Raw genomic sequence first — 25,522 nt, forward strand, 5'->3', positions numbered from 1 at the left:
AGGCGGCTTGAGCTCAGACGGCCTCAATAATCACGAAGGCCTGCGCCCAGGGATGATCGTCGGTCAGAGACAGGTGGATCACGGCCTTCTTGCCCGGCGGGGTAAGCGCAGCAAGACGTTCAGCCGCCCCACCGGTCAGGACCATTGTCGGCTGGCCCGACGGCAGGTTGACCACGCCCATTCCGCCCAGATGCACGCCCTGCTTGAGGCCCGTGCCCAGCGCCTTGGAACAGGCCTCCTTGGCGGCGAACCGCTTGGCATAGCTGCTGGCGCGATCTGGCTTTCGCTCGGACCGCTTGCGCTCGACTTCGGTGAAGACCTTGTTTGTGAAACGGTCGCCAAACCGCTCCAGAGACTTCTCGACTCGGCGGATGTCGCAAAGATCCGACCCGATTCCGACAATCATGCGACCAATTCCAGACGCGCGGCGTCCATCAGGGCGCGCATCCGATGGATGGCCTGCGGAAGCCCAACGAAAATCGCCTCGCCGATCAGGAAGTGGCCGATATTCAGTTCGGCGATCTGGGGGATGGCGGCGATAGGCTTGACCGTCGCATAGTCGATCCCGTGGCCGGCGTGCACCTCAAGACCCAGGCTCGTGGCAAATTCCGCGCCCGTCTTCAGGCGTTGAAGTATAGCCTCCGCGCGCTGGACCTCACCGGCCCGAGCTGCGTCGCAATAGGCACCCGTGTGGAGCTCAATCACCTGTGCACCCAGGCGATGCGAGGCCTCGATCTGGGCCGCCTCGGCGTCGATGAAAAGCGAGACCCTGCTGCCGGCTTCGCGAAGACGGGCCGTAGCCGCAGCGATGGCGTCATAGCCGCGCACGATGTCCAGCCCGCCCTCTGTGGTCACTTCCTCTCGGCGCTCGGGCACCAGACAGGCGGCATGGGGCCGGGCCTTTAGCGCAATACCGACCATTTCCTCGGTGACCGCCATCTCGAAGTTCAGGGGCTTGCCCCGCTTCAGGCACAGATCGGTCAGCACCGCGATATCAGCGTCGGAGATGTGCCGGCGATCCTCGCGGAGGTGGGCGGTTATGCCATCGGCGCCGGCGGCCAGGGCCAGTTCGGCCGCGCGCACAGGCTCAGGATAGACGGAGCCCCGTGCATTACGAATCGTCGCCACGTGGTCGATATTGACGCCCAGCCGGACGATAGTTGGATGCTTGCCGGAAATGGGAAAACCTCACGTCGCGCGTTCTGCGGCAGGTGATAGCCACGCCGGCATCCTATCGCCATTGCTTCGCAAGGTGGAGGCCCGAAGGTGGCCACGCAAGGCGCCAGGAATTCGAAAACGCCGTGGACACCGCCCGCGCCGCCCCACAAGGTCATAGCTGGACGAGTCAAACGGGGCGGATGTGCATGTTCGGCAACACGTTGCGGGCTACGGCCCTGGCGATACTGCTATCGGGCGTCGCGTCTTCCGCCCTCGCCGCCTCGATTTCGCCAGCGAAGCTAAAGTCCCTCAAGACTCAGGCCGTGGCCGGCGTCGAGTCGCGCGCCAAGCTTTCGCAGGTCATGAACGACCAGATCTTCTCCTACGGCGAGCTGGGCTTTCAGGAGATCGAGACCTCTAGATACATCACCGGTGTGCTGGAGCAGAACGGCTTCACCATCAAGCGCGGGGTCTCGGGCATCCCAACGGCCTGGACAGCCACCTGGACGCACGGCGTCGGTGGACCGGTCATCGCCCTGGGCAGCGACATCGACTGCATCCCCAAGGCCTCGCAGAAGCCTGGCGTGCCTTGGCACGACCCCATCATTGCCGGCGCGCCCGGTCACGGCGAGGGACACAATTCCGGTCAGGCCCTCAATGTCGTTGCGGCGTTGGCGCTGAAGGACCTGATGATCAAGGAGAACATCGCCGGGACCCTGATGCTGTGGCCCGGCGTCGCCGAGGAGCTGGTGGCCGGCAAGGCCTACATGGTCCGCGACGGCGTATTCAACGGCGTCGATGCGACGATCTTTACCCATGTCGGTTCCAATCTTGCGACCACATGGGGGCAGCCGACCGGCACCGGCCTGGTGTCCGTAAAATACAATTTCCACGGCGAGTCGGCCCATTCGGCCGGCGCCCCCTGGCGGGGCCGCAGCGCTCTGGACGCGGTCGAGCTGATGAACATCGGCTGGAACATGCGCCGCGAGCATCTGCGGCCCGAGCAGCGCTCGCACTATGTCATCGTCGATGGCGGCGATCAGCCCAATGTCGTGCCGTCCGAAGCCAGCGTCTGGTACTATTTCCGCGAACAGACCTTCGACGCGATCAAGAAAAACTACGCGATCGGAGACAGGATCGCCCAGGCCGCCGCCGACATGACCGACACCAAGGTCGACCACCAGGTGATCGGTACGGCGGCGCCGCGGCACTTCAACCGACCGATGGCTGAGGCGGCCCAGGCCAATATCGAGACAGTCGGCCTGCCGGTCTGGACCGCCGACGAGCAGGCGTTCGCCAAGGCCGTCCAGACCAACATCGGCGCGCCCAAGCAGACCGGTCTCGACGTCAAGCTCAAAGGCCTGTCGCCGCCGGACCCCAAGCCGGAAAGCGGCGGCTCGGACGATATCGGCGACATCTCGTGGATCATGCCGACCATCACGATCAACTATCCGGCCAACATCCCCGAGCTGCCCGGACACCATTGGGCCAACGCCATCTCCATGGCCACGCCGATCGCCCACAAGGGCGTGGTAGCGGGCTCCAAGGTGGTCGCGATGACGGCGCTGGATCTCCTGACCCAGCCCAAGCTGCTGACTGCGGCCAACAGCTATTTCAAGGACGTCCAGACCAAGGACCAGAAATACGTGCCGATGCTGGCGGCGACCGACATGCCCCAGACCCAGATCAACGCCAACATCATGGCGACCTATCGGCCGGCGATGAGCAAGTTCTACTACGATCCCGCCAAGTACGGGACCTATCTGGAACAGCTGGGCGTGGAATGGCCGGTCAAGCAGCTGACGCCGCCAACCGCCAAATAGGGGCTTAGCGCAGCCGGCGGCTGCCCGGGTCCTCGATGGGGATCGCGGCAAGCTCCGGTGGCAGAGCATCGGCCGGGTACGCGGGCACTTCCAGGCTGCACAGCGAGACCAGCGGCACGCCGACATCCACCTTGCCGCCCGAGCGGTCGACGATGCAGGCCGCAGCGATGACGTCGCCGCCGGCTTCCTGGATCGCGGCGATGCACTCGCGCGACGACAGGCCGGTGGTGACGATATCCTCGACCATCACGACCTTCTGGCCTGGCTCGAGGTGGAAGCCGCGACGGAACTTGAAACTGCCCCCCTCGCGCTCGACATAGATCGAAGGCACGTTGAGGTGACGGGCCGTTTCATAGCCCGGGATGATCCCGCCGACAGCAGGCGACACCGCCACCTCGGGCTGACCCACGGTGGCGACAATCTTCTCGGCCAGGGCCTTGCAAAGCCGCTCGCAGCGTTCAGGCCGCATGAACACCAGGTTCTTCTGCAAGAAGACCGGGCTGTGCAGGCCACTGGACAGCACGAAGTGGCCTTCACGCAGGGCTCCGGCAGCGCGGAATTCGTCGAGGACGTCATCATTGGTCATGGTCGGCGGATATAACGCACCCGTCCGAGACTTCAAACGCCGCCTTGCGTGCGGTGCCGGTTTTGGGTCTATCCAGCCCATGAGCGAAGTTACCCGTCCTCGCATCGGCTGTGGTGCCGCCATCCTTGACGATCAGGGCCGCCTGCTGCTGGTCAAGCGAGTCAAGAACCCCGAGGCAGATCACTGGGGCGTGCCCGGCGGCAAGCTGGACTGGGGCGAAGCGGCCCGCGCCTGCGCCGAGCGCGAGATCGAGGAGGAACTGGGCATCCGGATCGTCGCAGGACCGGTGCTGTCGGTAACCGACATGATTGCGGCAGACTACCACTGGGTGGCCATCACCTATCGCGCCGAATGCTTCGAGGGCGAACCTGTGATCATGGAAGACCACGCCCTGTACGAATGGGGCTGGTTCCCGCTCAACGCCCTTCCGGCCCCCCTCACCGCCTCAACGGCCGATGCCGTAGCGGTTCTGAGCCGGCTCTAAACCAGCTCCTTACTGATCCGCCAGGCTCGCAGCGACAGGACGTAGTCGCGGTTGCCGATCGTCTCGGCGTCCATGCCCGCAAGCACCGAACCGATGTCGAAAGCCATGGCCCGACTGCGCACGTAGTAGCTGTGCTGGACCAGAGCGTCGGCGTCGCCGGCGACATTGCGGCAGTCGACCAGCACCACCTTCTTGGGCAGCATGTCGATCAGGCGTGGTCCATCCGAACCCAGGCGATCGGGATTGCCTTTGGTCTTGTCCGAGATCAGCAAGGCCCGATCCGAGGGGTTGAAATAGACCGTCACCTGGCGCCCGATCCTAGGCAGCGGCTTCAGCTTGCTGTCCTGCTCGAAAGCGTCGTCATCCTCGTCGGGCGCCGCCAGCAGGATCTGATCGAAGATCCGCACCAGCCCGTCGGCATCCTTGGCGATCAGCGCCTGCAAACCTTGGCGCAACACATAGCTGCCCATGCTGTGGGCCAGCAGGTGGATACTGCGCTCGCAGCGATCCTCCTTCTGTAGCCGTTCCAGAAAGTCACGTAATTTCAGATAGGCGCGCGCCAGGGCCGGTCCCGATGCGCGCGCATCCTCACGGTCGCTGTAATAGGACATGTAGGGGACCGCCTCCCCGTCAGAGGGCCAACTAAAGACCACCACGTTGACGGGTCGCCCGTTGTCGGTGGCGCCGGCCCGGATCCGTACGTCGCGCGCCAGCCGCGCCCCGGCCTCGATCGCGCCGTTAAAGGTGACGTTGAAGCCGTGAATGAAAACCAGCGTGTCGCGCCCGTCCAACATCTCTTTGCGCAGGTCGTCCAAGAACCGGCCGCCGCCGGTCTTGGAAGGATCGGGCTCGCCCTTCACATCGGGATAGACAAAGACCGAGCCGCCCTGCAGCGTCTCGACGCCTGCCGGGAAGTCCACATGACCGAACCGAAGGGCCGCCACGCCGTCTGGATTAAAGCGCGGCCCAAAGACCAGCTTCTTGTTGTCGGGCAACTCGTTGCGATTGGTCGCGAAATAGACCCGCACGTCACCCATGGCTCGCCCCCTCTTGGAGCGAGCACGATACACCCTTAACGGGAGTCTAGCAAATACACTCGCGAGGCCTAACCCCGGGTCCGATCCACCGTCTCAACCGACGGACAGGCCCGGAGCGCCGCCGAGATGTTGGTCAGGTGCTTGGCGTCGCGCACCTCGACATCGATGTCGGTGTCGAAGAAGTCGCTCTGGCGATGGTGCATGCGCAGATTGACGATATTGCCGCCGGCCTCGCCGATGATCGTGCAGACCTGCCCCAGCACCCCAGGCGCGTTCTGGATCGTGGCGTGCAGACGTGTGAGCGAAACAGTCTCGCGCTCGGCCTCGGGCGTCCAGTTCAGGTCGCGCCAGAGATCCTCGCGATCCTCGTAGTCGGCGAGCTTGGGGCAATCGATAGTGTGGACATCCAGGCCCCCGTCCTGGCCCGAGGTGCCATCCTCGCGAAGAATCCCGACGATGCGATCGCCCGGAACCGGGCTGCAACAATGGGCGAAGTGCAGCGACACGCCGGGGGTCAGGCCGCCGCCACGCACATAGAGCCGCGCGCCCTTGCCGCCCTCGATCTTGCGACGGGCCAAGGCAGCGGCCATGTCGCTGTCCTTCATGCCGGGGAAGGCCGTTTCCAGCACCTGGCTGGGGGAAACACGCCCCCGCCCGACAGCGTCGAAGAGGCTCTCTTCGCTGTCCAGCGCATAACGCTCCAGGATCGGTCGCAACGACACGTCCTTCAGCTTCTTGCCGGCCCGCTCGAAAATCTGCTCCACCGAAGAGCGGCCCAGACGCAGGAACTCTTCCTTCTCGGTCTGGCGGATATGGCGGCGAATGGCCGAACGCGCGCGACCGGTCACAGTCAGCGAGCGCCAGTCGGGCGGCACCACGGGCTTGGAGCCCCGGATAACCTCGACCACGTCCCCGTTGTTGAGGCCCGTCCGCAGCGGCTTCAGCTCGCCGTTGATCTTCACGCCAATGCAGGTGTCGCCGACGCTGGTATGGACGGCATAGGCGAAGTCCAATGGCATGGCGCCGCGCGGAAGGCTGACCAACTTGCCCTTGGGCGTGAACACGAAAACCTGGTCAAGGAACATCTCGAGCTTGGCGTGCTCGACCAGTTCCTCGGCGTCGCCGCCATGTTCCAGCACCTGGACCAGCTGCCGAAGATTGGCCAGCGGGTCGCGGCCGCCGGCCGCTTCCATGCCTTCAAGGTCAAGACCGTAGGAAGCGTCCTTATAGCGGAAGTGCGCCGCCACGCCCTCTTCGTTGACGCGGTCCATGGATTCGGTGCGGATCTGCATCTCGATCCGCATGCCGCGCGGGCCAACTACCGTGGTGTGGAGCGAGCGGTAATTGTTGCGCTTGGGCGTCGAGATGAAGTCCTTGAAGCGATCGGGCACGCTGGACCAAGACCGGTGCAGAACGCCGAGCGCCCGATAGCAATCCTCCTCGCTGTCGACGATCACGCGGAAGGCGTAGATGTCGGACATCTGCGAGAAGCCGATCGACTTGCGCTGCAGCTTGCGCCAGATCGAGTAGGGCGACTTTTCCCGTCCAAAAACCCTGGCCGGCAGGCCAGCGGCGTCGAGGCGGGCCGAGATCTCCTGGCTGACCAGCGCCACCGCCCCGCCCTGCTCGGCACGAAGGGTGTCCAGCCGGCGAACGATGGCGTTGCGGGCCACCGGATTGGTGTGCTCGAACGAAAGCTCTTCCAGCTCGGTGCAGATCCGGTGGCAGCCGATATTACGGGCCAGGGGCGCGTAGATGTCGCGGGTCTCGCGAGCGATCCGCTCGCGCTTGGCCTGCGTCTTGATGAAATGCAGCGTCCGCATGTTGTGCAGACGGTCGGCGAGTTTCACCAGCAGAACGCGGACGTCCTTGCTGATGGCCAGGATGAACTTGCGCAGGTTCTCGGCCTGACGCGAATGCTCAGCCTGCAGTTCCAGCTTGGAAAGCTTGGTGACGCCTTCGACCAGCTCGGCGATCTCTTCGCCAAACAAGCCCGCAATATCCTCGCGGGTGACCGGTGTATCCTCGATCACATCATGCAGCAGGGCCGTGACGATGGTGGCGGTGTCCAGCCGATACTCGGTCAGGATGCCGGCCACCTCGATCGGGTGCGCATAGTAGGGGTCGCCGCTGGCGCGGGTCTGACTGCCATGCATGCGCATGGCGTAGACGTAGGCGCGGTTGAGAAGCGCCTCGTCTGCGGTTGGGTCATAGGAATGGACCCGCTCGATCAACTCATATTGACGCAGGATCTTCTGGCGCGGCTTGGCGGCCGGGGCATCGCTCGAGAGCTGAAACGAAGACGCGCCCGAATCGACCCCGGAAGGGGAATCGACGGACGCGCGTTCGGAAGGAGCGGCGGCGGGCGCCGCTTCAAGGATTAGAGGGTCTGCGCCGTCGGGGCTCAGTACCGCTCCTCCTGACCGCCGTCGCGGTCGCTCTGCAGGGCGCGAACCAGTTCAAGTTCGCTCATCTGCATGTGGCTCGGATCAGCCAGCAGGGCCAGGGTCTCAGCTTCTTCCTCGGCCTCGGTGTGCTCATCCACGCGTTGCAGCGTGCTGATCAGCTGTTCCTTCAGGCCTTCGTGGTCGACGACGTCGTCGGCGATCTCGCGCAGGGCGACGACCGGGTTCTTGTCGTTGTCGCGATCGACCAGCAGCGCCGCGCCGGCCGAAATGCCGCGCGCCCGGTGGGCTGACAGCAGAACCAGCGCAAAGCGGTTCGGAACCTTCTCGACGCAATCTTCGACGGTGACGCGGGCCATGGATTCCTCGGGCTAGCCGTGATGCTCTACAAAATAAGGGTCCAGGCAGCGTTACGCAACGCCGCTCGGGTTGTCACCCATCTTTCGCGAGGGGGCGCTTATGCCCGCTTCGCCAGGGGAAGTCCAGAGTATCGATCAGCGCAGGCCCAGGGGCCGTGCATCAAGACCGACGTTGACGTTCGCGGCCAACTGCGCCGCCGTCGCATCAAGAACGGGGTGACGCCAGTCAGGCGCGACCTGCGCAAGGGGCCCCATCACAAACAGCCGCTGGTGCGCGCGCGGATGGGGCGTCGTCAGCCCTGGATCATCAATCACCGCGCGGCCATGGGCGATCAGGTCGAGATCCAGCGTCCTGGGGGCGTTGCGCTCGCTCCGCGCCCGGCCAAAGGCCGCTTCGATCCCGTGAAGCGCCGCGAGGACCTGTGCGGGCCCAAGCTGGGTTCGAACCAGGGCAACGCCATTCAGATAGTCCGGGGCGGTAGGGTCGGGCCAGGCCGCAGATATCCACCATTCGGAGGTTGCGAGGACGTTCAGATCCGCAGCGGGGAATGCCGCGAGCGCGGCGTCTAGCAACGCCTCGCGACTCGTATAGCTTCCCGACAGATTGCAGCCGAGCGCCACCACCACGGCGGCGTCCAGGTCATATTGATCCAGCGTATTTTTCAAGGATTTCCCGCAGTTGACCTTTTACCCCACCGACCGCCTGGCCCTGTTCATCGACGGTGCCAATCTCTATTCCGCCGCCAAGGCACTAGGCTTCGATATCGACTACCGCAAACTGCTCGACGAGTTCAAAAAGCGCGGCGTCCTGATCAGGGCCTATTACTACACCGCGATCAACGAGAACGACGACTACTCGCCGATCCGGCCCCTGGTCGACTGGCTCGACTACAACGGCTTCACCCTGGTGACCAAGCCTGCCCGCGAATTCACTGACAGTCAGGGCCGCAAGCGCTGGCGCGGCGACATGGATGTCGAGATTGCCGTCGACATGCTGCAGATGGCTGAGGCCGCTGATCACCTTGTGCTCTTTTCCGGCGACGGCGATTTTCGCGCCGTCGTCGAGGCCGTGCAGCGCAAGGGCCGTCGCGTCACCGTGGTCTCGACCATGAAGAGTCAGCCGCCCATGACCAGCGACGACCTGCGCCGACAGGCCGACGACTTTGTCGATCTCAACGACCTGGGAAACATCATCGGCCGCCCGCAACGCGCGCCCACGCCGCGCCCCATGACAGACGCCCGCACCTTGGCCGAGCGGGAAGCCGACGATGAGTATTGAAGGTTTGGGTACACCGAACCTGGCAAGCGACGGATGGTGTTTAGAGTCGGGAGAAGAGCGACACGCTGACTCGCCGGCCACCTTTTGGATTCCCGACCGCAAGGATCGAGAAGCCTTGCAAATCGGTCATGGCGCAAAACTGATTTTTGCCATCAGTGTCGAGGAGGAAGACGGCTCTTTTAGTATCGACACCGAACGCATGTGGGTTGTTGTGACCAAGATCCGAAGCGACGGCTACATCGGGCTGCTCGACAGCCAACCCACCTGCTTCGACCCCCACGGTAGTCAGTATTTAGTGCGCGGAGCTGAAATCCTCTTTGGGCCCGAACACGTAATCGACATCGACGTCATTCCTACGGACATTCTGGAGAGTATGTCACTGGAGCCGACTCGCCGCTGGTTAAGGCCTCAAAAATGACCAATCAGCGCTCCAACATCGTCGGCGAGGTCGTTCCCTCGCCGGCTGAACCCGCGCGCGACTGCCCGCTCTGCCCGCGCCTGGTGGCCTATCGTCGTGAGAACCAGGACCTCTATCCCGACTGGTTCAATGGCCCCGCGCCCTCGTTCGGTGACCGGGACGCACGACTGCTGGTCGTTGGCCTGGCACCGGGTCGCAAGGGGGCCAATCGCACGGGCCGCCCCTTCACCGGCGACTATGCCGGCGCCCTGCTCTACGAGACCCTGATCAAGTTCGGCTTCGCCACAGGGACGTTCGAGGCCCGGCCCGACGACTCGCTGAAGCTGATCGGTAGCGCGGTGACCAATGCCGTCCGCTGCGCCCCGCCCGGCAACAAGCCCGAGACCTCGGAAGAGAACCACTGCCGGCCGTTCCTGACGGCGCGGCTGGAGATGTTTCCGAAGCTGAAAGCCATCGTCACCCTGGGCGACGTTTCGCGCCGCAATCTGCTCAAGGCCATAGGCCTGAAGGCTTCTGCCGGCCTCCCCGGCCACGGCTCGGAGTTCCAGGCCGGACCTTATCGGGTCTTCAACAGCTATCACTGCTCACGCCTGAACACGAACACCGGCCGACTGACCACCCCGATGTTCGAGGACCTGTTCGCGCGGGTGAGAGCCTATGTCGACGCCGGCGACTAGCCAGGGTCACTTGGCCGGCCAGGCTTGCGCCAGCACCGGATGCCTCAGACGAGGCCTGTGGTCTTGAGACGCACCCGCGCCAGAATGTCGTCAGCGGTCAGGAACAGCGTATGGCCATCCTCGCCGAAGGCGCAGTTGGCGACCGGACGACCCGTCTCGATGACACCGATCAGTTCGCCAGACGGCATGATCACCAGCACACCGCCCGGCCCGGTGGCGTAGAGGCGGCCCTCAGTATCGAGGCACATGCCGTCCGGCAGGCCCGGTCCACCCGCCTTCAGCAGGGCCATGGCATCGAAAAAGACCGTGGACTTCGTCGCAAGGCCGTCGGCACCCAGGTCATAGGCCATGATCACCGGTCCTTCAGGATCGGAAACGGCAACGTACAGGCGCTTTTCGTCCGGCGTCAGCGCCAGACCATTGGGGAAGGTCAACTTGTCGTCTACCACCGCGACCGAGCCGTCGGGGCGACGCAGATACACGCCGTTGAACGCCATCTCCTTGGCGGGTGAGGCGTTCAGGCCCTCAAGGCCATAGGGCGGATCGGTAAAATAGATCGCTCCGGATTTCGCTATAGCCAGATCATTGGGGCTGCTGAATCGCTTACCCTGATAGCGATCAAGCAGGATCGTTTTCTTGCGGGTCTTCAGGTCGACCCTGGAGATCGCGCGATTACCGTGATCGCAGACAAGCAAGGCCCCGTCCGCGTCGAGCGCCAGGCCGTTCGAACCCGGCTCGCGAAAGATCTTGGTGGGGGGGCCGTCATAGCCCGAGGGTTTGAGGAACACGCTTGCGCCCTCAGCTTCGCTCCAGCGGTAGATGACGTTGGCTGGAACATCGGAGAAAAGGAGATAGTCGCCCTCCTTCACCCAGACCGGCCCTTCGGACCAGACAAAGCCGTCAGCGAGTTGCTCGATAACAGCGTCAGGTGACGCCACGGCGTCCAGCGCGGGCGAGAGGCGACGAATTCGGCCCACGGTGGGACGGGCGGCAAGAGCGGACACGGGAAACACTCCGGCTAAGACGGCGGCGCTGGCCCCCAGGGTAACACCCCCCAAGGTGATGGATCTGCGCGTCGGCGTCATCCGTTTGGCTCCTCGTGCAATGACAGCGATGTCATAGCAACGCCCCGACCGGCTGGCGACCCGCGTTATGCGTTCCTCATGAAGAATCAGGTGCGGACGCGCGGCACGGCGTCCAGCCACCGCGCATAGGCAGCTTCGCGCTGATGCAGCGGCAAGGCTGGGGTTAGCCCATCGGCCGCCGGCCGCGCCGCGGCCGCTTCTTCCAGCGACGCATAAACCCCTGCCCCCAGACCGGCGAACAGAGCAGCCCCCAGCGCCGTGGTTTCCAGATAGCCGGCCCTCTGCACGGGCATACCGGTCAGATCGGAGAGGCGCTGCGAGAACCAGGCGCTTTTCGACATGCCGCCATCGATACGAAGCTGGGCCTCGTCTCCGAAGGCTTCGGGTGCGTCGGCCCGCATGGCCTCGATCAGATCGCGACTTTGCAGAGCGCAGGCGTCGTAAGTGGCGGCGGCGATCTCCGGCAGGCCCGCGTCACGGGTCAGGCCAAAGATAGCGCCCCGGGCTCCTGCGTCCCACCAGGGCGCGCCAAGGCCCGTGAAGGCCGGGACCACGACAACGCCATGATCGCTTCGCGCTGCGCGGGCCAGGGCTTCGGCGGCGCGCGGCCCGCCGGTGATACCCAACCCCTCGCCCAACCACTGGATGGCCGCACCCGCCACGAAGATCGAGCCTTCCAGCGCATAGGTCGTCTTTCCGTCGATCCGCGCCGCCACGGTGGTCAGAAGGCGTGAGCGTGAGATCGGCCGGGTCGCCCCGGTGTTGATCAGCATGAAACAGCCGGTGCCGTAGGTCGCCTTCATCTGTCCAGGCAGGATGCAACCCTGCCCCATCAGCGCCGCCTGCTGGTCGCCGGCAACGCCCCGGATTGGCACTTCGCGCCCGAGAATCCCGGCTGTGATCACGCCATAGTTGTCAGCGCAGTCCTTGACCTGCGGCATAAGGCAGGCCGGAACAGCCAGCAGATCCAGCATGGGCGCCGACCAGGCCTGTTCCTGAATGTCGAACAGCAAGGTGCGCGACGCATTGGTGGCGTCAGTAGCGTGCACCGCCCGACCGGTCAGCCGCCAGATCAACCAGCTATCGATCGTGCCGCACAAGAGCTCGCCGGCCTCGGCTCGCGCTCGGGCCCCGGTGACATGATCAAGGATCCAGGCGATCTTGGTGCCAGAGAAATAAGGATCCAGCAGCAGGCCCGTGATCTCGGCCACGCGCGGCTCATAGCCGGCGTCGCGCAGCTTTTCGCACTGCTGCGCCGTCCTGCGATCCTGCCAGACGATGGCCGGGTGAATGGGCCGCCCCGTGGTCTTGTCCCAAACCACGATGGTTTCGCGCTGGTTGGTGATGCCGACTGCAGCGATGTCTGCCACGTCGCGACCAGACCGCTCGACCGCCTCGCGCAGCACCGCCACGCAGGCCGCGAATATCTCCTCGGCATCATGCTCAACCCAGCCATCGGCAGGGTAGCTTTGCCGCAAAGGCCGGGTCGCATCCGCCAGCGCTCCGCCTGTGGCGTCAAACAGGATTGCCCGAGTGCTGGTCGTGCCCTGATCCAGAGCCAGAATCAGTTGTTCGGCCATTCCAGCGCTTCCCCTGCTGATGCTGCACCCGCGACAACACGTCGCTGTTCTTATCGTTCACCTAGCTTCACCGTTTAAGCATGTTTTCATTTGGCCGAGGCAAGTTCATGTTAATTGAGTTCGGGATTCGAGGAGGCTGGTCATCCAAGCCGTCCAGACCGCAAAGCTTCTGACACTGGCGCGCAGCCGCGACCCGGGCGACAGAGAACGCTTGCTCACCGGCATCACCGAGCTTTGCGAAGCAGGCCAGGCGATTGACGCGCCAGCAGACCCCGACGTCCAGCGCCTGCTGGACTCCATCTTCATGACGCTGGTTGTCGAGGCCGAGCGCGATATCCGTCAGCGCCTGTCGGCACGTCTGGCCGACGCGCCCTGGGCGCCGTCGGCCCTGATCAATATCCTTGCTCTCGACGAGATCGAGATTGCCCGCCCGATCATCGCACGCAGCCCTGTGCTGCAGGACCACGACCTGATTCGCCTGCTGGTGCAGGCCACTCTGGAACACCAGATTGAGGTTGCGCGCCGTCCCAAGCTGGCCGCCTCTGTGGTTGAGGCCATTCTGGCGCGGGGCGAACCTGCCGTGCTGACGGCCCTGGCCAGCAACGACACCGCCGAACTGTCGCACGACAGCCTGCGACGACTGGTCGATCGCGCCAAGGATATCGTGGCGTTACGCTCGCCCCTGGCCAGACACCCCGGCCTTTCAGCCGATCTGGCAGAACAGCTCTATCTTTGGGTCGGCCGCGCCTTGCGCGATGCGCTGACCGCCCGCTTCCATCTCGACCCCGAGGCCATGACCAAGGCCGTAGAGGAGGCCTTGCAAGCGGCTCATCGCGGCGAGGATGCAGCATCGGGCGCACTTCTGGAGTCCGAGCAGGAACGCGAGGACATGGAGCGATCTCTGGTCGAGAAGCTCGACTCGGCGGGTCAGCTTCGGCCCGGCTATCTTCTACGGGTGCTGCGCGAGGGGCGCCTGCCTCTGTTCGTGCTGGCCCTGGCCCGCCTGGGAAACTTTGAGCCGACCCAGATCCGCCGCGCCATCGACAGCAATCGTCCCGAACTTCTGGCCCTAGCCTGTTCAGCTGTCAGCATCGACCGCAGCGTTTTCCCCACGATCCTGGACCACGTCCGCCAGCTCAACATTGGTCGTCCCGGCGGCGGCGCGGAGGGCGCGCGGCGCGCCGGTAGCGCCTTTGGCCCATTCACGCCCGACATCGCCGCAATGGCGTTCAGACAGGCCGTCAGCGCGGTTTGACAAGCCGCCGGGCTTCGCGCCACTTGAGCGCGATGTACCAGCCGCAACCCTTCGTGACTCGCCTGACCTTCAAGTCCAGCGACAGGCCTGAAGCCGACGAGGCTCGCGAGCGCCTGGCCGCACGATACGGCGATGTGGGCGACGAAGCAGCGCAGGTGATCGTGGCCCTGGGTGGCGACGGTTTCATGCTTGAAACCCTTCACGAAACCATGGCGCGTCAGACCCCGATCTATGGAATGAACCGCGGTTCGGTCGGTTTTCTGATGAACGAGTACAGCGAGGACGGCCTGCTGGAGCGGATCAACGCCGCAGAGCGCGCCGTCATCCATCCTTTGGCCATGACCGCCATCGACTCCCACCGGCGCAACCACCGCGCCCTGGCCATCAATGAGGTTTCATTGCTGCGCCAAACGCGCCAGACCGCAAAGTTGCGCATCTCCATCGACGGCAAGGTGCGTATGGGCGAGCTGGTCTGCGACGGAGCCTTGATCGCAACCCCGGCCGGATCGACGGCCTACAACCTGTCGGCCCATGGCCCAATCATTCCCATCGGCGGTCAGGTCCTGGCCCTGACCCCGATCAGCGCCTTTCGCCCCCGTCGCTGGCGCGGCGCCCTGCTGCCCCGAACCGCCCGCATCACCTTCGAAATCCTTGAAGCCGACAAGCGCCCGGTGAGCGCTGTAGCCGACAATTTCGAGGTTCGCGACGTGTTGGAAGTTCACATCTCGGAGGATCGCGACACCAGTCTGGCGATGCTGTTCGACGCGGGGCGCAGCCTGGACGAGCGAGTGCTGGCCGAACAGTTCTCGGCCTGAGGCGTTCGGCCGCACAGAAACCTACGTCTCATTCGTTGTTAACGCCTGCTATGCTACTCAACTTGAAAATCCCGACGCCGGGGAGGCGATTTTGACGAACAAGCCCACCGCCGAGGTGATCCAGGTCCCGAATATGCTGAAGCTCAAGGTGGGCGGACGTGGCGGTATCGATATGGCGGCCATCGCCAAGGCGGAAGCCGCCCTCAAGAGCCTGTCCGGCAACTTCGCCCAATGGCTGCAGGACGAGATCACCAAGCTCGAAGCCGCGCGACAGGAGGTCAAGACCCAGGGCCTCAACCCCATCACGGTCGAGGCGCTTTATCTCCGCGCTCATGACCTCAAGGGCCTTGGCGCTACCTACGAATTCCCACTGATCACCCGCATGGCCGCCTCGCTGTGCAAGCTGATCGACGAGCCTGAGACGCGTCTGTCGGCGCCGATGTTCCTGGTGGACGCCCATATCGACGCCATCAAGGCCGCTGTGCGCGGCGACATCAAGGTCGACACCCACCCTGTCGGCAAGGTGCTGGCTGAGGAACTGGAAAGCCGCGTGACGGAGTATTTGAAGGGCTGAGCCCTTCAGATCACGCCAAACAGCCCCTTCAGGTAGGGATTCAGCATCCTCCCCTGCGGATCTAGCTCGGCCCGCACCTTCAGAAAATCGTCCCAGCGCGGATAGAGCCCTGCCAGTTGCCGATCGCGGAGCGTATGTAGCTTCCCCCAGTGCGGCCGGCCGCCGTGCCGACGGAAGATCGGCTCAATCAATTCATACAGAAACGCAAAGTCATCCTTGTAGTGTGTATGCACGGCGACGGAGCCGCGTGCGCCTCCCTGGAATGGCGATAGCCACGCCTCGTCGGCCGCTATCCGCCGCACCTCAATGGGAAAGAAGACGTCTGGCCGCTCCTTCTCGATAGCCGCCATCACCTCTTCTAGCGCTTTGAGCTGCACCTCTGCAGGCAGGTGGAACTCCATCTCGTTGAAACGCACGGGGCGTTCAGTCGACAATAGCTTCCAGCCCTCATCGACCGCAGTTTCGGGCTTTGCCCCGGCTAGCAAGCTCCTCGCCGCCACCTTGCGCAGCGGCGTCGAGAAGCCCAGCAGGTTTCTCAGACCCTTGAGCGCATCAAGGAATGCCGTGTCCTGATCGGGTCCGCGCACCTCCGCAGGATCGTCGGTCTCGTCATGACTGATACCGACTGCCAAACCGGTGAACGGCACGGCGTAAAACTCGAAATTTCGGTGCCGCGCCCAGCGCGATTCGGCCTGGGCCAGGGCGTCGGGGAATGGCTCGATCCAGACCTTTCGCCGGACACGGCGGTTGGGAATAGTCTTGAGCCGCACCTGCGAGATCACGCCCAGCGCGCCCAGAGAGACCCTGGCGGCCTGGAAGATATCGGCCTCCCGCGTGGCGTCGCAATCGATCACACGGCCATCGGGCGTCACCAGTCGCAGGCCCGTGACGTCGCCATGCAGGGCCTGAAGCCGAGAGCCGGTTCCATGGGTCGCCGTAGCCAGAGCACCGGCAAGCGACTGCTTGTTGATATCCGGCAGGTTGGCCATGGCACGCCCTTTGGCCGCCAAAGCCGCCCCCAGGGTGCCAAGCCGTGTGCCGGCCAGCACGGTCGCTTCGTCGCCATCCCAGCCAACAATCCCCGATAGCGCGTCCAGCGAAACCAGCGCGCCGGTCGTCGGTGCCAGCGCCGTGAACGAGTGCCCCGCTCCCACCGGCCGGATAGGCGCAGCGGCGGTCTTAAGCATCAGGGCCAGTTCGGCTTCGTCCTTGGGCGCCAGTCGCGCAGCGGGATAGGCGGTTTGCACGCCAGACCAGTTTCGCCATAGCAACTTGCCATCGGCATTGACCGACGGCGGTGAGACGGGTTCGGGCTTGTCGTGCGTTGCGACCAGATAGCCGCCGCCCCCAGCGGCCACCACCGCCGCGCCTGTTCCGCCTGCGACCAGTGCGCCTCGTCTCGAGATCATCGCGTTCCCCCGGCTACGCGGGATCTTCGCGCCCCGCCATGAAGCGTATCAGGCCCCGGAAATCAGCCGGCGCGCAAGTCGCGCACTGCCCGGAGGCCGGCATGGCCTTGAAGCCCTGGATCGTGTGGTCAAGCAGCACGGCCTCGCCCTGTTTCCAGCGCGGATCCCACGCCGCGCGATCCTGCACCAAGGGCGCGCCTGCACCCGGCGTCGCATGACAGGCCTTGCACGAGGTTTCGTATAGGCCGGCAAGCCGCGTGTCGGCGGGCTTGAGCAGCAAAGCCTGCTCCGGAGTAGGGGCCGGCGGTGCCTTCTCGCCACAGCCGGCCAGAGACAAGGCAGCCAGGCTCAGGAACACGGCCGCGCGCATCAGGCGTCGATACCGTGCAGGCGCTGGGCGGCCGTAACGGTATTGGCCAGCAGGCAGGCAATCGTCATGGGACCCACACCGCCCGGCACGGGCGTGATTGCGCCGGCCACGGCCTTGACCTCTTCGAAAGCCACATCTCCGACAAGCCTGGTCTTGCCCGCCGCTGCAGCAACGGGGTCTCGCGCCGGGAAGCGGCTGATGCCGACGTCGATAACAACCGCGCCCGGCTTGATCCAATCGCCCTTGACCATTTCCGCGCGACCGACAGCGGCCACGACGATATCGGCCTGACGCACGATTCCCGGCAGGTCGACGCTGCGCGAATGGGCGATAGTGACAGTGCAGTCGGCGGCCAGCAGCATCTGCGCCATCGGCTTGCCCATCAGGTTTGAGCGGCCAATCACCACCGCAGACTTGCCGCGCAGGTCGCCGATGACGTCCTTGAGCAGCATCATGCAGCCCAGCGGCGTGCAGGGCGTCAGAGCCGGAAGGCCGCTGGCCAGCCGGCCGGCATTGGTCACTGTGAGCCCGTCGACGTCCTTGTCGGGTGAAATTGCGGCCACGATGTCGGCCTGTTTCAGGTGATCAGGCACAGGGAACTGCACCAGCACCCCATGGATCGCAGGATCGTCGTTCAGCTTGCCGACCAGCGCCAGAAGCTCGTCCTGGCTAACATCGGCCGCCAGACGGTGGGTTTCGGAATACATGCCCGCCGCCAGGGTCTGCTCGCCCTTGTTTCGGACATAGACCTGGCTGGCAGGGTCTTCTCCAACCAGCACCACGGCAAGCCCCGGCGTGATCCCGTAATCGGCCTTGAGCGCAGCGACTTCCTCACCAATCCGCATGCGCAGATCGGCCGCAAAAGCCTTGCCGTCGATGATCCTAGCCTCGGACATGGGCGCCTCCCGGTTTCGCCGTGCCTAGCCGCTCGTTTTGTCATGCGCAACGCTGGCGTGACGGTCGCCCAATCATGCTAGAGGCTTCAAGCATGGTCGCCGCTTCACCAACCTCCCGTGCAGACGTCGTCCTGGTAGGCGGCGGATTGGCCAACAGCCTGATTGCGTTGCGCCTGAAGGCCCTGCGTCCCGACCTCAGCGTCGTTCTGATCGAGCGCGAAAGCCGAATCGGCGGCGAGCACACCTGGTGCCACTTCGAGACCGATGTCAGCCCCGGCATCGGAGGCTGGCTTCGCCCTCTCATCGTGCACCGCTGGGCCGGCTATGACGTGCGCTTCCCCGCCCACAGCCGATCCCTGACGACACAGTATCTGGCTATCACCTCAGAGCGCCTGCACCAGATGGTGACCACCGCCCTGGGCGCAAACGCCTGGCTGGGGGCTGCGGTGTCGGACGTCTCGCCCCATCAGGTCACACTGTCAGACGGTCGCCGAATTACTGCCGCCGCCGTGATCGACGGGCGGGGTCCGCGCCGCAGTCGCAGTCTTGTCCTCGGCTGGCAGAAGTTCCTGGGCCAGGGCGTGCGCCTGAGCGCGCCCCATGGCCTGACGCGCCCCATCGTCATGGACGCCACGGTCTCGCAACTGGACGGCTATCGCTTCGTCTATGTCCTGCCGCTGGACGCCACGCGCCTGCTGATCGAGGATACGCGTTACAGCGATGGGCCAGGCCTGGACCATTCCGATCTGAGGGCCGCAATCGCCGCCTATGCCGGTCAGCAGGGCTGGGTCATTGCCGCTGTCGAGCGCGAGGAACACGGAGTCCTGCCCATCGCCCTGGCCGGCGACATTGACGCCTATTGGCGTGAGGCGCGGGCCCAGGTCGCCGAGGTCGGCCTGCGCGCCGCCCTCTTTCAACCGACCACCGGCTACTCTCTGCCCGACGCCGCGCGTCTGGCCGACCAGATCGCCGCCCTGCCCCGCATCACCAGCGCTCATGTCCGCAATTGCGTCGAAGCGCACTCCAAGGCGGCCTGGCGCAGGCGTCGCTATTTCCGGCTTCTCAACCGCATGCTGTTCAAGGCCTGCGAGCCAGACCAGCGCTACAAGGTGCTTGAGCGTTTTTACCGGTTGCGCCTGCCGCTGATCCAACGCTTCTACGCTGCGCGCCTGACGCCCTGGGACAAGGCTCGCGTGTTGATCGGCAAGCCCCCTGTTCCCATCTCCCGCGCCATTGGCTATCTCGCCGAAAATTCCGTGACCCAGGACAAGACCGCATGACCCAACCCAAGCCTCGCGCAGCCGTCATCGGTTCCGGCTTCGGTGGACTATCCTTGGCTATTCGCCTTCAATCGGCCGGCTTCGACGTCACCGTGATCGAAGGCCGCGACAAGCCCGGCGGCCGTGCCTATGTCTGGGAAGACGAGGGCTTCATCTTCGACGCTGGCCCTACCGTCATCACCGATCCTGACTGCCTCAAGGAACTATTCACGCTCAGCGGTCGCAAGATCGAGGACTATGTCGAGCTGTTGCCGGTCAATCCGTTCTACCGGCTGGTCTGGGAAGACGGCGACGTCTTCGACTATGCCAACGATCAGGCCGAACTGGACCGCCAGATCGGCGCCCGCAACCCGGCCGACGTCGAAGGCTATCGCCGGTTTCACGCCTATTCAGAAGAGCTCTACCAGAAGGGCTATGTCGAACTGGGGGCCGAACCCTTCCTCGACATCCGTAGCATGATCTCATCGGCACCGGCGCTGATGAAGCTGCAGGCGTGGCGCAGCGTCTATGACAAGGTCTCGTCCTTCGTGAAGGACGAACATGTCCGCCAGGCCCTTTCGTTCCACAGTCTGCTGGTCGGCGGCAGTCCGTTCGCCACCTCGTCGATCTATGCCCTGATCCACGCCCTGGAGCGTCGCGGCGGTGTGTGGTTCCCACGTGGCGGCACAGGCGCCCTGATCCGCGGATTGGTGCGACTGTTCGAGGATCTGGGCGGTACGCTCCGGCTCAATGCGCCGGTCCGCAAGATCGCCACCCAGGACGGCCGCGTCACCGGCATCATCCAGAGCGACGGAACCTTCGAGGCCTATGACACGGTCGCCTCGAACGCCGACGTCATGCACACCTATCGCGAACTGCTGGTCGACGATCCGCGCGGCAAGAAGGCCAGCAAGGCGCTGGAGAACAAGCGCTGGAGCCCGTCACTGTTCGTGATCTATTTCGGGCTCAAGGCCGAGCACCCTGAGATCCGTCACCACACGATCTGCTTTGGCCCGCGCTATCGCGAGCTGATCGGCGAGATCTATAGCAAGAACGCCCTCGCCGACGATTTCTCGCTGTATCTGCACTCGCCCTGCGCCACCGATCCCGGCATGGCCCCCCCCGGCTGCACCAGCTTCTACGTGCTGTCGGTGGTGCCCAATCTGGAGACGGCCGAAATCGACTGGTCCAAGGAAGGCCCGGCCTATCGCGACAGGATCCTGAACTATCTGGAAGAGCGCTATATCCCCAACCTGTCGCGCGATCTGGTGACCAGCCGCATCTTCACGCCAGATGATTTCACCACCGAACTGAACGCCTGGAACGGCGCGGCCTTCTCGCTGGAGCCGCTGCTGACCCAGAGCGCCTTCTTCCGCACCCACAATCGTGACGACGTGATTCCCAACCTCTATTTCGTCGGTGCCGGCACCCATCCCGGCGCGGGGATTCCCGGCGTGGTCGGATCGGCCAAGGCGACGGCTGGCCTGATGATCGACGACTTCGAGACCGCCGCCGCGTGAGCGACCTGGAACTGCAGAGTCGCGAAGCGATCCAGAAGGGCAGCAAGAGCTTTGCCGCCGCCGCGGCCCTGTTCGACGCTGAAACCCGCGCCGATGCCGAGATGCTCTACGCCTGGTGCCGACACTGCGACGACGTGATCGACGGCCAGACCCTGGGCCACGGCATGAGTCCGGTCGAGGACGCTCCGGCCCGTCTGGCCGTCCTCTACGCCCAGACCCGGTCCGCCCTGGCCGGGGAGCCGCCAGCCGACCCGCAGTTTGCAGCCTTCCAGACCGTGGCCCGACGCCGGCAGATCCCCGAGCGCTACGCCCTGGACATGATCGACGGTTTTGCGATGGACGTCGAAGGCCGCAGCTATCAGACGCTGGACGAACTGCTCGACTATTGCTGGGGCGTCGCCGGCGTCGTTGGAACCATGATGGCGCTAGTGATGGGCGTGAAGCCTGACCAGCTTTCGATCCTGCGCCGCGCCCAGGACCTGGGCCTGGCGTTCCAGCTGACCAACATCGCCCGCGACATCGTCGAGGACGCCCGCAACGACCGGATCTATGTACCCCGCGCCTGGCTAGCGGAGTTCGGCGTGCCAGAGACCGCTGTCGCCGATCCCGTCCATCGCGCCGCCATCGCCGTGATCGCCAGCCGCCTGGTCCACGCCGCAGAACCCTACTACGCGTCAGCCCGCTGGGGGCTGCGCGACCTTCCGGTCCGCTGCGCCTGGGCCATCGCGGCGGCGCGGGGCGTCTATCGGCAGATCGGGCTGGACGTGGTCAAGGTCGGCGCCAAGGCCTGGGACGAGCGCGTCGTGGTCAGCGGCCGGATGAAGGCCTGGCGCGCGCTGGAGGGCGGCATCATCGCCCTGCGTTCGGCACTCTGGGACCGGGCGATAAAGCCGCCGCCCCGCCCAGAGATGTGGTCGAAGATCTAGGCTTCGACGCCTCGCGACTTCAACTGCGCCTTCAGTTCCCGCACCGGTTTCGCCCACAGGAAGCCGAACGACACAGCGCCGTGCTTGGTGTGGACCGCGTGGTGGATTCGGTGCGCCTGGATCGCCCGCTTCCAGAACGCCGACTTGCCGAACGGCGTCTTGAAGCGCTTGTGCACCATGCCGTCGTGAAAGACGAAATACATGAAGCCGTAAGCGGTGATCCCAAGGCCCAAAGGCAGTAGCCACGGCGTGCCGTGGACGCCGAAATAGATCGCCACGATGGCCGGGGCGGCAAAGACCACGGCAAACAGGTCATTCAGCTCGAACAGCCCCTCGCGCGGCTCGTGGTGCGACTTGTGCCAGACCCACATGAAGCCGTGCATGACGTACTTGTGGGTCACCCAGGCGAAGCCTTCCATGAAGGCGAAGGCCGCCAGGAACAGCACCAGATCAAGGGCCAGGGTCGTCATCACGGTTCCTATCGACGCGACAGCCGCGCCAGGGTCTGGGCCAAGGCGAGACCGGCCAGGCCGGCGGCGGTCAGCACGCCCCAGGCCTTATACACCTGCGAGAGTCCGGCGTCGCGCCACAGCACGCCTTGATACGCCTCAATCACCCAGGCATGGGGGGTGAACCAGCCGACGGTCTGCAGCCAGACCGGCATCAGGAAGCGCGGAACCATGCTGCCGCCGATGGCCGCCAGCACCAGGATCACGAAGGTCGACAGCATTTGGGCCTGCTCGCGGGTCCGGCAGACGGAGACAAGGCCCAGGGCAAGGCCGGCCGCGCACACGGCCGTCGCCAGGGTGGTGGGCAGCCACAGGGCCAGATGATCCAGCACGGCCACGCCATAGACGATCTGGGCTGTGGCGAAGATCGCTACGGCCTGGACGATCCCCTGCCCCACCAGGAAGACGAACTTGCCCGTCACCACCGGTCCCATGCCCGCCACACCGGCCAGCAGGCGATCGGCGACGCCCGAGCGGCGCTCGTCCATCAGTCCCAGCGCGCCCTGCATGGCCGAGAACAGGGCGAACAGGATCATCACGGCCCCGGCATAGTAGGCGATCACCGCCCCGCCCTTGCGGGCCCCGGAAAGATCTTCGCGGTCGAACAGGTCGCCGCCAGAGACGGTGGCAGGCCGGGCCTTCAGCGCGACGGCGGCGGCCTCGATCCGGGCGGACTGGGCCGGGGTCAGGGCACCCAGGGCCGGGGTCAGCTGATCGACACTGCGGCGCAGGGCGGCGTCCGGAGCGGCGCGGGCCAAGGCCTGCTGCACCCTGGCCTGGGCCAGGGGCGCGGCGACGGCGCGGCCTGGATCGGCGATGATCAGGAAGGGCCTGCCCGGCGCGGCGGGATCGGATCGGATCACCAGGCCCGCATCAGCCTGGCCAGACTTCACCCTGGCTCGCACCGCCTCAAGCGTGGCCGGTGCGACCGCCTCGGCGCGGATTTCGGAACTGGCCAGAAGGGCGGCCGCGACCCGGCCAGAGGTCTGCGTCCCGGCCAGATCGGCCATCGCCAGCTTGGGCTGGATGTCTTCACCCGTCGCCCCGGCGAATACCGAGCTGAAGATCAGGAAAACCAGCGGCGGCAGCAGGAAGGTCATGACCAGGGCCGCCCGGTCGCGCCAAAGCTCCAGCGCCATGACCTTGACCATGGCCAGCGTCATGTACAGCCGGATCATGCCGCCAGCTTCCGCTCGGCCACCAGCGAGAACAGGTTCTGCAGGGACGGTTCGCGGACCCGGATCTCGCGGGGCGTCAGGCCGGCCTTGCGCAAAGCCTTGTCCAGTCGCCCGGCGGCGGCATAGCCGTCGGCGTCCAGCCGCGTCCACAGGTCGGCGCGGTGGGTAGACGGGCTCAGGCCCTCGGCGACCAGAGAAACTTCGCCGGCGGCGTTAGGTGCTTCGGCCAGTTGGACCATCACTTCCATCCGCGCGCCAAAGGCGTCGGCCAGCAGGGTCCGGGGCGGCCCCTCCAGCACCATGCGGCCTTCACGCAGGAAGCCCACGCGGTCGGCCAGGCCCCCGGCCTGCTCCAGATCGTGGGTGGTCATCAGCACCGCCACGCCCAAGTCGCGCAGGTCGCGGATCACCGTGTCCAGCGCCTCGCGGGCGTCGATGTCGACCCCCACCGTCGGCTCGTCGAGGATCAGCAGGGCCGGCTGATGGACGATGGCGGCGGCGATATTGGCGCGCCGCTGATAGCCGCCCGACAGGTGGCGGACAGGAACGTGAGCGCGGTCGGTGGTTCGGGTGAGGCGCATGGCCCGCTCAACGGCCGCCGATACGGCCTTGCGCGGCACCTGGGCCAGGCTGGCGAAGGCGGCCAGATTCTCGGCCACAGTCAGATGGGCATAGAGGGCGATCTCCTGCGGGACCAGACCCACCACGGCCCTGGCCGAGGCGACCCGGGCCGGGTCCTGGCCGTTGAGGCGAATCTCGCCCCGATCAGGGCTAAGACGCCCGCAGATGGTCTTGATCAGCGTGGTTTTGCCTGCGCCATTTGGGCCCAGTAGGGCGTAGATCTCGCCCGGGGCCAGCGCCAGATCCACGCCGTGCAGCACGGTCTTGTCGCCATAGGCATGGACCGCGCCCGTCACGGTCAGAATGGGCGACACGGTCACGCCGCCGCCTTGCGTCCGGCGAAGAGGCGACCGACATAGCCGGCCACGAGGTCGCAGCCGCCCACACTGTCCAGCGCCGCCCGGCCGGCGGTCAGGTGGGCCTCCATGGCTGCGCGAGCCCCGGCGACGCCCAGCAGCGAGACGGCCGTTGTCATCTGGGCGTCCTTGCCCACGTCCTTGCCGGCCCCCTCGACCGAGCCCTCGGCATCGATCAAGTCATCACGGATCTGGAAGGCCAGGCCCATGCGCCAGCCAAACTCGCCCACCGCCTCGACGGCGGCGTCGGAGGCCCCGGCGATCCGCGCCCCGGCCTGGGCGGCGGCGACAATCAGCACGCCGGTCTTTTCGTGGTTTAAGCGGTCGATGGCCGGCAGGTCACGCAGCTGGTCGCGGTCGAACAGATCCCGCGCCTGGCCGGCGATCAGGCCGGAAAATCCGACCGATTGGGCGATGCGGCCGGAAATCTCGGCCCGCAGCCCGCTATCAAGGCACGTGTCGGCGGCGACAACGGCATAGGCCTGGTTCAACAGGCCGACCCCCGCCAGCACGGCGGTCGCCTCGTCGAAAGCCCGGTGAATGGTGGGCAGTCCGCGACGCAGGCCGGCGTCGTCCATCGAGGGCAGGTCATCCAGAATCAGCGAGGCGGCATGGACCATCTCGAAGGCGCAGGCCGTATCCAGCGCCGCACCTTCCGCGGCCCCGAACCGTGCTGCGGCCAGCAGGGTCAGCATGGGCCGAAAGCGCTTGCCCGGGGCCAGCAGGGCATAGCGCACCGCCTCGACCAGACGGTCGGGGGCAGATCCGACCTTGGGCGCAAGCTCGCCCAGGCGTCGATCAACGCTGGCCCGCAAGGCCTCAAGTCGCTGAAGATTGGTGGCGTTATCGTCCATTCGCGCTTCGCGACAGGCCCTGACGCCCCGATGTGGGCCGCATCATTTGAAGGCGCCCGCCAACAGCGTCAAGCAGCACCCCCTTGACC

At 65.4% G+C, this 25,522-nt stretch carries 27 protein-coding genes; 11 read left to right on the forward strand and 16 right to left on the reverse strand.

Translation table 11 applies throughout. The features are described 5' to 3' along the window. Window positions 1-13: 13 nt before the first annotated feature. Window positions 14-406: a holo-ACP synthase gene (acpS, locus tag ACW179_RS16350; RefSeq protein WP_492060522.1), complete on the reverse strand. Its 393-nt coding sequence runs from the start codon at window positions 404-406 to the stop codon at window positions 14-16. Continuing rightward, window positions 403-1,158 (reverse strand): pyridoxine 5'-phosphate synthase, encoded by a 756-nt coding sequence (locus ACW179_RS16355; RefSeq protein WP_492064338.1) that lies wholly within the window; start codon window positions 1,156-1,158, stop codon window positions 403-405. The genes acpS and ACW179_RS16355 overlap by 4 nt, the downstream gene beginning before the upstream one ends. A 206-nt stretch (window positions 1,159-1,364) precedes the next feature. Between ACW179_RS16355 and ACW179_RS16360 the strand changes: the two genes are divergently transcribed. Then, window positions 1,365-2,981 (forward strand): amidohydrolase, encoded by a 1,617-nt coding sequence (locus ACW179_RS16360; RefSeq protein WP_492060523.1) that lies wholly within the window; start codon window positions 1,365-1,367, stop codon window positions 2,979-2,981. A 4-nt stretch (window positions 2,982-2,985) separates the two neighbouring features. On the opposite strand, the gene pyrE is transcribed toward ACW179_RS16360, so the two are convergent. Then, a complete protein-coding gene (gene pyrE / locus ACW179_RS16365; protein ID WP_492060524.1) occupies window positions 2,986-3,567 on the reverse strand; it encodes an orotate phosphoribosyltransferase in 582 nt (193 codons plus the stop codon). Window positions 3,568-3,646: 79 nt separating this feature from the next. Between pyrE and ACW179_RS16370 the strand changes: the two genes are divergently transcribed. Beyond that, complete coding sequence (locus tag ACW179_RS16370; protein ID WP_492060525.1) at window positions 3,647-4,051, forward strand: NUDIX domain-containing protein; 405 nt, start codon at window positions 3,647-3,649, stop codon at window positions 4,049-4,051. On the opposite strand, the gene ACW179_RS16375 is transcribed toward ACW179_RS16370, so the two are convergent. From ACW179_RS16375 to folK, 4 genes are all read right to left on the reverse strand, one after another. After that, a complete protein-coding gene (locus ACW179_RS16375; protein ID WP_492060526.1) occupies window positions 4,048-5,088 on the reverse strand; it encodes an alpha/beta hydrolase in 1,041 nt (346 codons plus the stop codon). The two genes, ACW179_RS16370 and ACW179_RS16375, sit on opposite strands and share 4 nt — an antisense overlap. Window positions 5,089-5,156: 68 nt before the next feature. Then, the gene (locus tag ACW179_RS16380; protein WP_492064339.1) at window positions 5,157-7,340 is read right to left on the reverse strand and encodes a RelA/SpoT family protein; all 2,184 of its coding nucleotides are present in this window, start codon (window positions 7,338-7,340) and stop codon (window positions 5,157-5,159) included. Window positions 7,341-7,492: 152 nt separating this feature from the next. Next, entirely contained in the window at window positions 7,493-7,852 is a 360-nt protein-coding gene (rpoZ, locus tag ACW179_RS16385) for a DNA-directed RNA polymerase subunit omega (RefSeq protein WP_035049486.1), read from the reverse strand. A 135-nt stretch (window positions 7,853-7,987) separates the two neighbouring features. Beyond that, window positions 7,988-8,518: a 2-amino-4-hydroxy-6-hydroxymethyldihydropteridine diphosphokinase gene (gene folK / locus ACW179_RS16390; protein WP_492060527.1), complete on the reverse strand. Its 531-nt coding sequence runs from the start codon at window positions 8,516-8,518 to the stop codon at window positions 7,988-7,990. A 13-nt stretch (window positions 8,519-8,531) separates the two neighbouring features. On the opposite strand from folK, the gene ACW179_RS16395 reads away from it, so the two are divergent. From ACW179_RS16395 to ACW179_RS16405, 3 genes are read left to right on the forward strand one after another with little or no spacing between them, the layout of a single operon-like run. Next, the gene (locus ACW179_RS16395; RefSeq protein ID WP_492060528.1) at window positions 8,532-9,131 is read left to right on the forward strand and encodes a LabA-like NYN domain-containing protein; all 600 of its coding nucleotides are present in this window, start codon (window positions 8,532-8,534) and stop codon (window positions 9,129-9,131) included. After that, window positions 9,121-9,549, forward strand: a complete 429-nt coding sequence (locus ACW179_RS16400; RefSeq protein ID WP_492060529.1) for a hypothetical protein — start codon at window positions 9,121-9,123, stop codon at window positions 9,547-9,549. The genes ACW179_RS16395 and ACW179_RS16400 overlap by 11 nt, the downstream gene beginning before the upstream one ends. After that, a complete protein-coding gene (locus ACW179_RS16405; protein ID WP_492060530.1) occupies window positions 9,546-10,226 on the forward strand; it encodes a uracil-DNA glycosylase in 681 nt (226 codons plus the stop codon). The genes ACW179_RS16400 and ACW179_RS16405 overlap by 4 nt, the downstream gene beginning before the upstream one ends. Before the next feature lie 44 nt (window positions 10,227-10,270). On the opposite strand, the gene ACW179_RS16410 is transcribed toward ACW179_RS16405, so the two are convergent. Together ACW179_RS16410 and glpK are read right to left on the reverse strand one after the other, a co-directional pair. Beyond that, window positions 10,271-11,230 (reverse strand): SMP-30/gluconolactonase/LRE family protein, encoded by a 960-nt coding sequence (locus ACW179_RS16410; RefSeq protein WP_492060531.1) that lies wholly within the window; start codon window positions 11,228-11,230, stop codon window positions 10,271-10,273. A 167-nt stretch (window positions 11,231-11,397) separates the two neighbouring features. Next, on the reverse strand, window positions 11,398-12,891 hold the full coding sequence (gene glpK, locus ACW179_RS16415; RefSeq protein ID WP_492060532.1) for a glycerol kinase GlpK: 1,494 nt from the start codon (window positions 12,889-12,891) through the stop codon (window positions 11,398-11,400). Between the two features lie 169 nt (window positions 12,892-13,060). Here glpK and ACW179_RS16420 point away from each other — a divergent pair, with 169 nt between their 5' ends. From ACW179_RS16420 to ACW179_RS16430, 3 genes are all read left to right on the forward strand, one after another. Next, window positions 13,061-14,146 (forward strand): DUF2336 domain-containing protein, encoded by a 1,086-nt coding sequence (locus ACW179_RS16420; RefSeq protein ID WP_492064340.1) that lies wholly within the window; start codon window positions 13,061-13,063, stop codon window positions 14,144-14,146. Window positions 14,147-14,178: 32 nt separating this feature from the next. Further along, entirely contained in the window at window positions 14,179-14,961 is a 783-nt protein-coding gene (locus tag ACW179_RS16425) for an NAD kinase (protein WP_492060533.1), read from the forward strand. A 91-nt stretch (window positions 14,962-15,052) separates the two neighbouring features. After that, complete coding sequence (locus ACW179_RS16430; protein ID WP_492060535.1) at window positions 15,053-15,535, forward strand: Hpt domain-containing protein; 483 nt, start codon at window positions 15,053-15,055, stop codon at window positions 15,533-15,535. Window positions 15,536-15,540: 5 nt separating this feature from the next. Here the strand turns inward: ACW179_RS16430 and ACW179_RS16435 are convergent, their stop codons facing one another. From ACW179_RS16435 to folD, 3 genes are read right to left on the reverse strand one after another with little or no spacing between them, the layout of a single operon-like run. After that, window positions 15,541-16,944 carry a D-arabinono-1,4-lactone oxidase gene (locus ACW179_RS16435; RefSeq protein WP_492060537.1) on the reverse strand — a complete coding sequence of 468 codons (1,404 nt, stop codon included), beginning with the start codon at window positions 16,942-16,944 and terminating at the stop codon, window positions 15,541-15,543. Window positions 16,945-16,957: 13 nt separating this feature from the next. Next, on the reverse strand, window positions 16,958-17,314 hold the full coding sequence (locus ACW179_RS16440) for a c-type cytochrome (protein ID WP_492060538.1): 357 nt from the start codon (window positions 17,312-17,314) through the stop codon (window positions 16,958-16,960). Beyond that, a complete protein-coding gene (gene folD / locus ACW179_RS16445) occupies window positions 17,314-18,210 on the reverse strand; it encodes a bifunctional methylenetetrahydrofolate dehydrogenase/methenyltetrahydrofolate cyclohydrolase FolD (RefSeq protein ID WP_492060540.1) in 897 nt (298 codons plus the stop codon). The genes ACW179_RS16440 and folD overlap by 1 nt, the downstream gene beginning before the upstream one ends. A 92-nt stretch (window positions 18,211-18,302) precedes the next feature. Here folD and crtY point away from each other — a divergent pair, with 92 nt between their 5' ends. Genes crtY through ACW179_RS16460 form a run of 3 tightly spaced genes read left to right on the forward strand, consistent with a single transcriptional unit; the run spans window position 18,303 to window position 21,915 of the window. Then, entirely contained in the window at window positions 18,303-19,490 is a 1,188-nt protein-coding gene (gene crtY / locus ACW179_RS16450) for a lycopene beta-cyclase CrtY (protein ID WP_492060541.1), read from the forward strand. Then, on the forward strand, window positions 19,487-20,989 hold the full coding sequence (locus ACW179_RS16455; RefSeq protein ID WP_492060542.1) for a phytoene desaturase: 1,503 nt from the start codon (window positions 19,487-19,489) through the stop codon (window positions 20,987-20,989). Before crtY ends, ACW179_RS16455 begins: the two co-directional genes overlap by 4 nt. Then, on the forward strand, window positions 20,986-21,915 hold the full coding sequence (locus ACW179_RS16460; RefSeq protein WP_492060543.1) for a phytoene/squalene synthase family protein: 930 nt from the start codon (window positions 20,986-20,988) through the stop codon (window positions 21,913-21,915). The genes ACW179_RS16455 and ACW179_RS16460 overlap by 4 nt, the downstream gene beginning before the upstream one ends. Here ACW179_RS16460 and ACW179_RS16465 read toward each other — a convergent pair. Genes ACW179_RS16465 through ACW179_RS16480 form a run of 4 tightly spaced genes read right to left on the reverse strand, consistent with a single transcriptional unit; the run spans window position 21,912 to window position 25,433 of the window. Next, window positions 21,912-22,385 (reverse strand): sterol desaturase family protein, encoded by a 474-nt coding sequence (locus ACW179_RS16465; RefSeq protein WP_492060544.1) that lies wholly within the window; start codon window positions 22,383-22,385, stop codon window positions 21,912-21,914. The two genes, ACW179_RS16460 and ACW179_RS16465, sit on opposite strands and share 4 nt — an antisense overlap. A gap of 8 nt (window positions 22,386-22,393) precedes the next feature. Continuing rightward, window positions 22,394-23,602: an ABC transporter permease gene (locus ACW179_RS16470; RefSeq protein ID WP_492060545.1), complete on the reverse strand. Its 1,209-nt coding sequence runs from the start codon at window positions 23,600-23,602 to the stop codon at window positions 22,394-22,396. Next, on the reverse strand, window positions 23,599-24,543 hold the full coding sequence (locus tag ACW179_RS16475) for an ABC transporter ATP-binding protein (protein WP_492060546.1): 945 nt from the start codon (window positions 24,541-24,543) through the stop codon (window positions 23,599-23,601). Before ACW179_RS16475 ends, ACW179_RS16470 begins: the two co-directional genes overlap by 4 nt. Further along, entirely contained in the window at window positions 24,540-25,433 is an 894-nt protein-coding gene (locus tag ACW179_RS16480) for a polyprenyl synthetase family protein (protein WP_492060547.1), read from the reverse strand. Before ACW179_RS16480 ends, ACW179_RS16475 begins: the two co-directional genes overlap by 4 nt. Between the last annotated feature and the right edge of the window lie 89 nt (window positions 25,434-25,522).

Source organism: Caulobacter sp. AVps18 (genome assembly GCF_058681425.1).

What these genes read in the sequence shown, in the direction of transcription:
- acpS (WP_492060522.1), bottom strand. Translation starts at nt 406, where the DNA reads ATGATTGTCGGAATCGGGTCGGATCTTTGCGACATCCGCCGAGTCGAG.
- ACW179_RS16360 (WP_492060523.1), top strand. Translation starts at nt 1,365, where the DNA reads ATGTTCGGCAACACGTTGCGGGCTACGGCCCTGGCGATACTGCTATCG.
- pyrE (WP_492060524.1), bottom strand. Translation starts at nt 3,567, where the DNA reads ATGACCAATGATGACGTCCTCGACGAATTCCGCGCTGCCGGAGCCCTG.
- ACW179_RS16370 (WP_492060525.1), top strand. Translation starts at nt 3,647, where the DNA reads ATGAGCGAAGTTACCCGTCCTCGCATCGGCTGTGGTGCCGCCATCCTT.
- ACW179_RS16375 (WP_492060526.1), bottom strand. Translation starts at nt 5,088, where the DNA reads ATGGGTGACGTGCGGGTCTATTTCGCGACCAATCGCAACGAGTTGCCC.
- rpoZ (WP_035049486.1), bottom strand. Translation starts at nt 7,852, where the DNA reads ATGGCCCGCGTCACCGTCGAAGATTGCGTCGAGAAGGTTCCGAACCGC.
- ACW179_RS16400 (WP_492060529.1), top strand. Translation starts at nt 9,121, where the DNA reads ATGAGTATTGAAGGTTTGGGTACACCGAACCTGGCAAGCGACGGATGG.
- ACW179_RS16405 (WP_492060530.1), top strand. Translation starts at nt 9,546, where the DNA reads ATGACCAATCAGCGCTCCAACATCGTCGGCGAGGTCGTTCCCTCGCCG.
- glpK (WP_492060532.1), bottom strand. Translation starts at nt 12,891, where the DNA reads ATGGCCGAACAACTGATTCTGGCTCTGGATCAGGGCACGACCAGCACT.
- ACW179_RS16425 (WP_492060533.1), top strand. Translation starts at nt 14,179, where the DNA reads ATGTACCAGCCGCAACCCTTCGTGACTCGCCTGACCTTCAAGTCCAGC.
- ACW179_RS16435 (WP_492060537.1), bottom strand. Translation starts at nt 16,944, where the DNA reads ATGATCTCGAGACGAGGCGCACTGGTCGCAGGCGGAACAGGCGCGGCG.
- ACW179_RS16440 (WP_492060538.1), bottom strand. Translation starts at nt 17,314, where the DNA reads ATGCGCGCGGCCGTGTTCCTGAGCCTGGCTGCCTTGTCTCTGGCCGGC.
- folD (WP_492060540.1), bottom strand. Translation starts at nt 18,210, where the DNA reads ATGTCCGAGGCTAGGATCATCGACGGCAAGGCTTTTGCGGCCGATCTG.
- crtY (WP_492060541.1), top strand. Translation starts at nt 18,303, where the DNA reads ATGGTCGCCGCTTCACCAACCTCCCGTGCAGACGTCGTCCTGGTAGGC.
- ACW179_RS16455 (WP_492060542.1), top strand. Translation starts at nt 19,487, where the DNA reads ATGACCCAACCCAAGCCTCGCGCAGCCGTCATCGGTTCCGGCTTCGGT.
- ACW179_RS16465 (WP_492060544.1), bottom strand. Translation starts at nt 22,385, where the DNA reads ATGACGACCCTGGCCCTTGATCTGGTGCTGTTCCTGGCGGCCTTCGCC.
- ACW179_RS16470 (WP_492060545.1), bottom strand. Translation starts at nt 23,602, where the DNA reads ATGATCCGGCTGTACATGACGCTGGCCATGGTCAAGGTCATGGCGCTG.
- ACW179_RS16480 (WP_492060547.1), bottom strand. Translation starts at nt 25,433, where the DNA reads ATGGACGATAACGCCACCAATCTTCAGCGACTTGAGGCCTTGCGGGCC.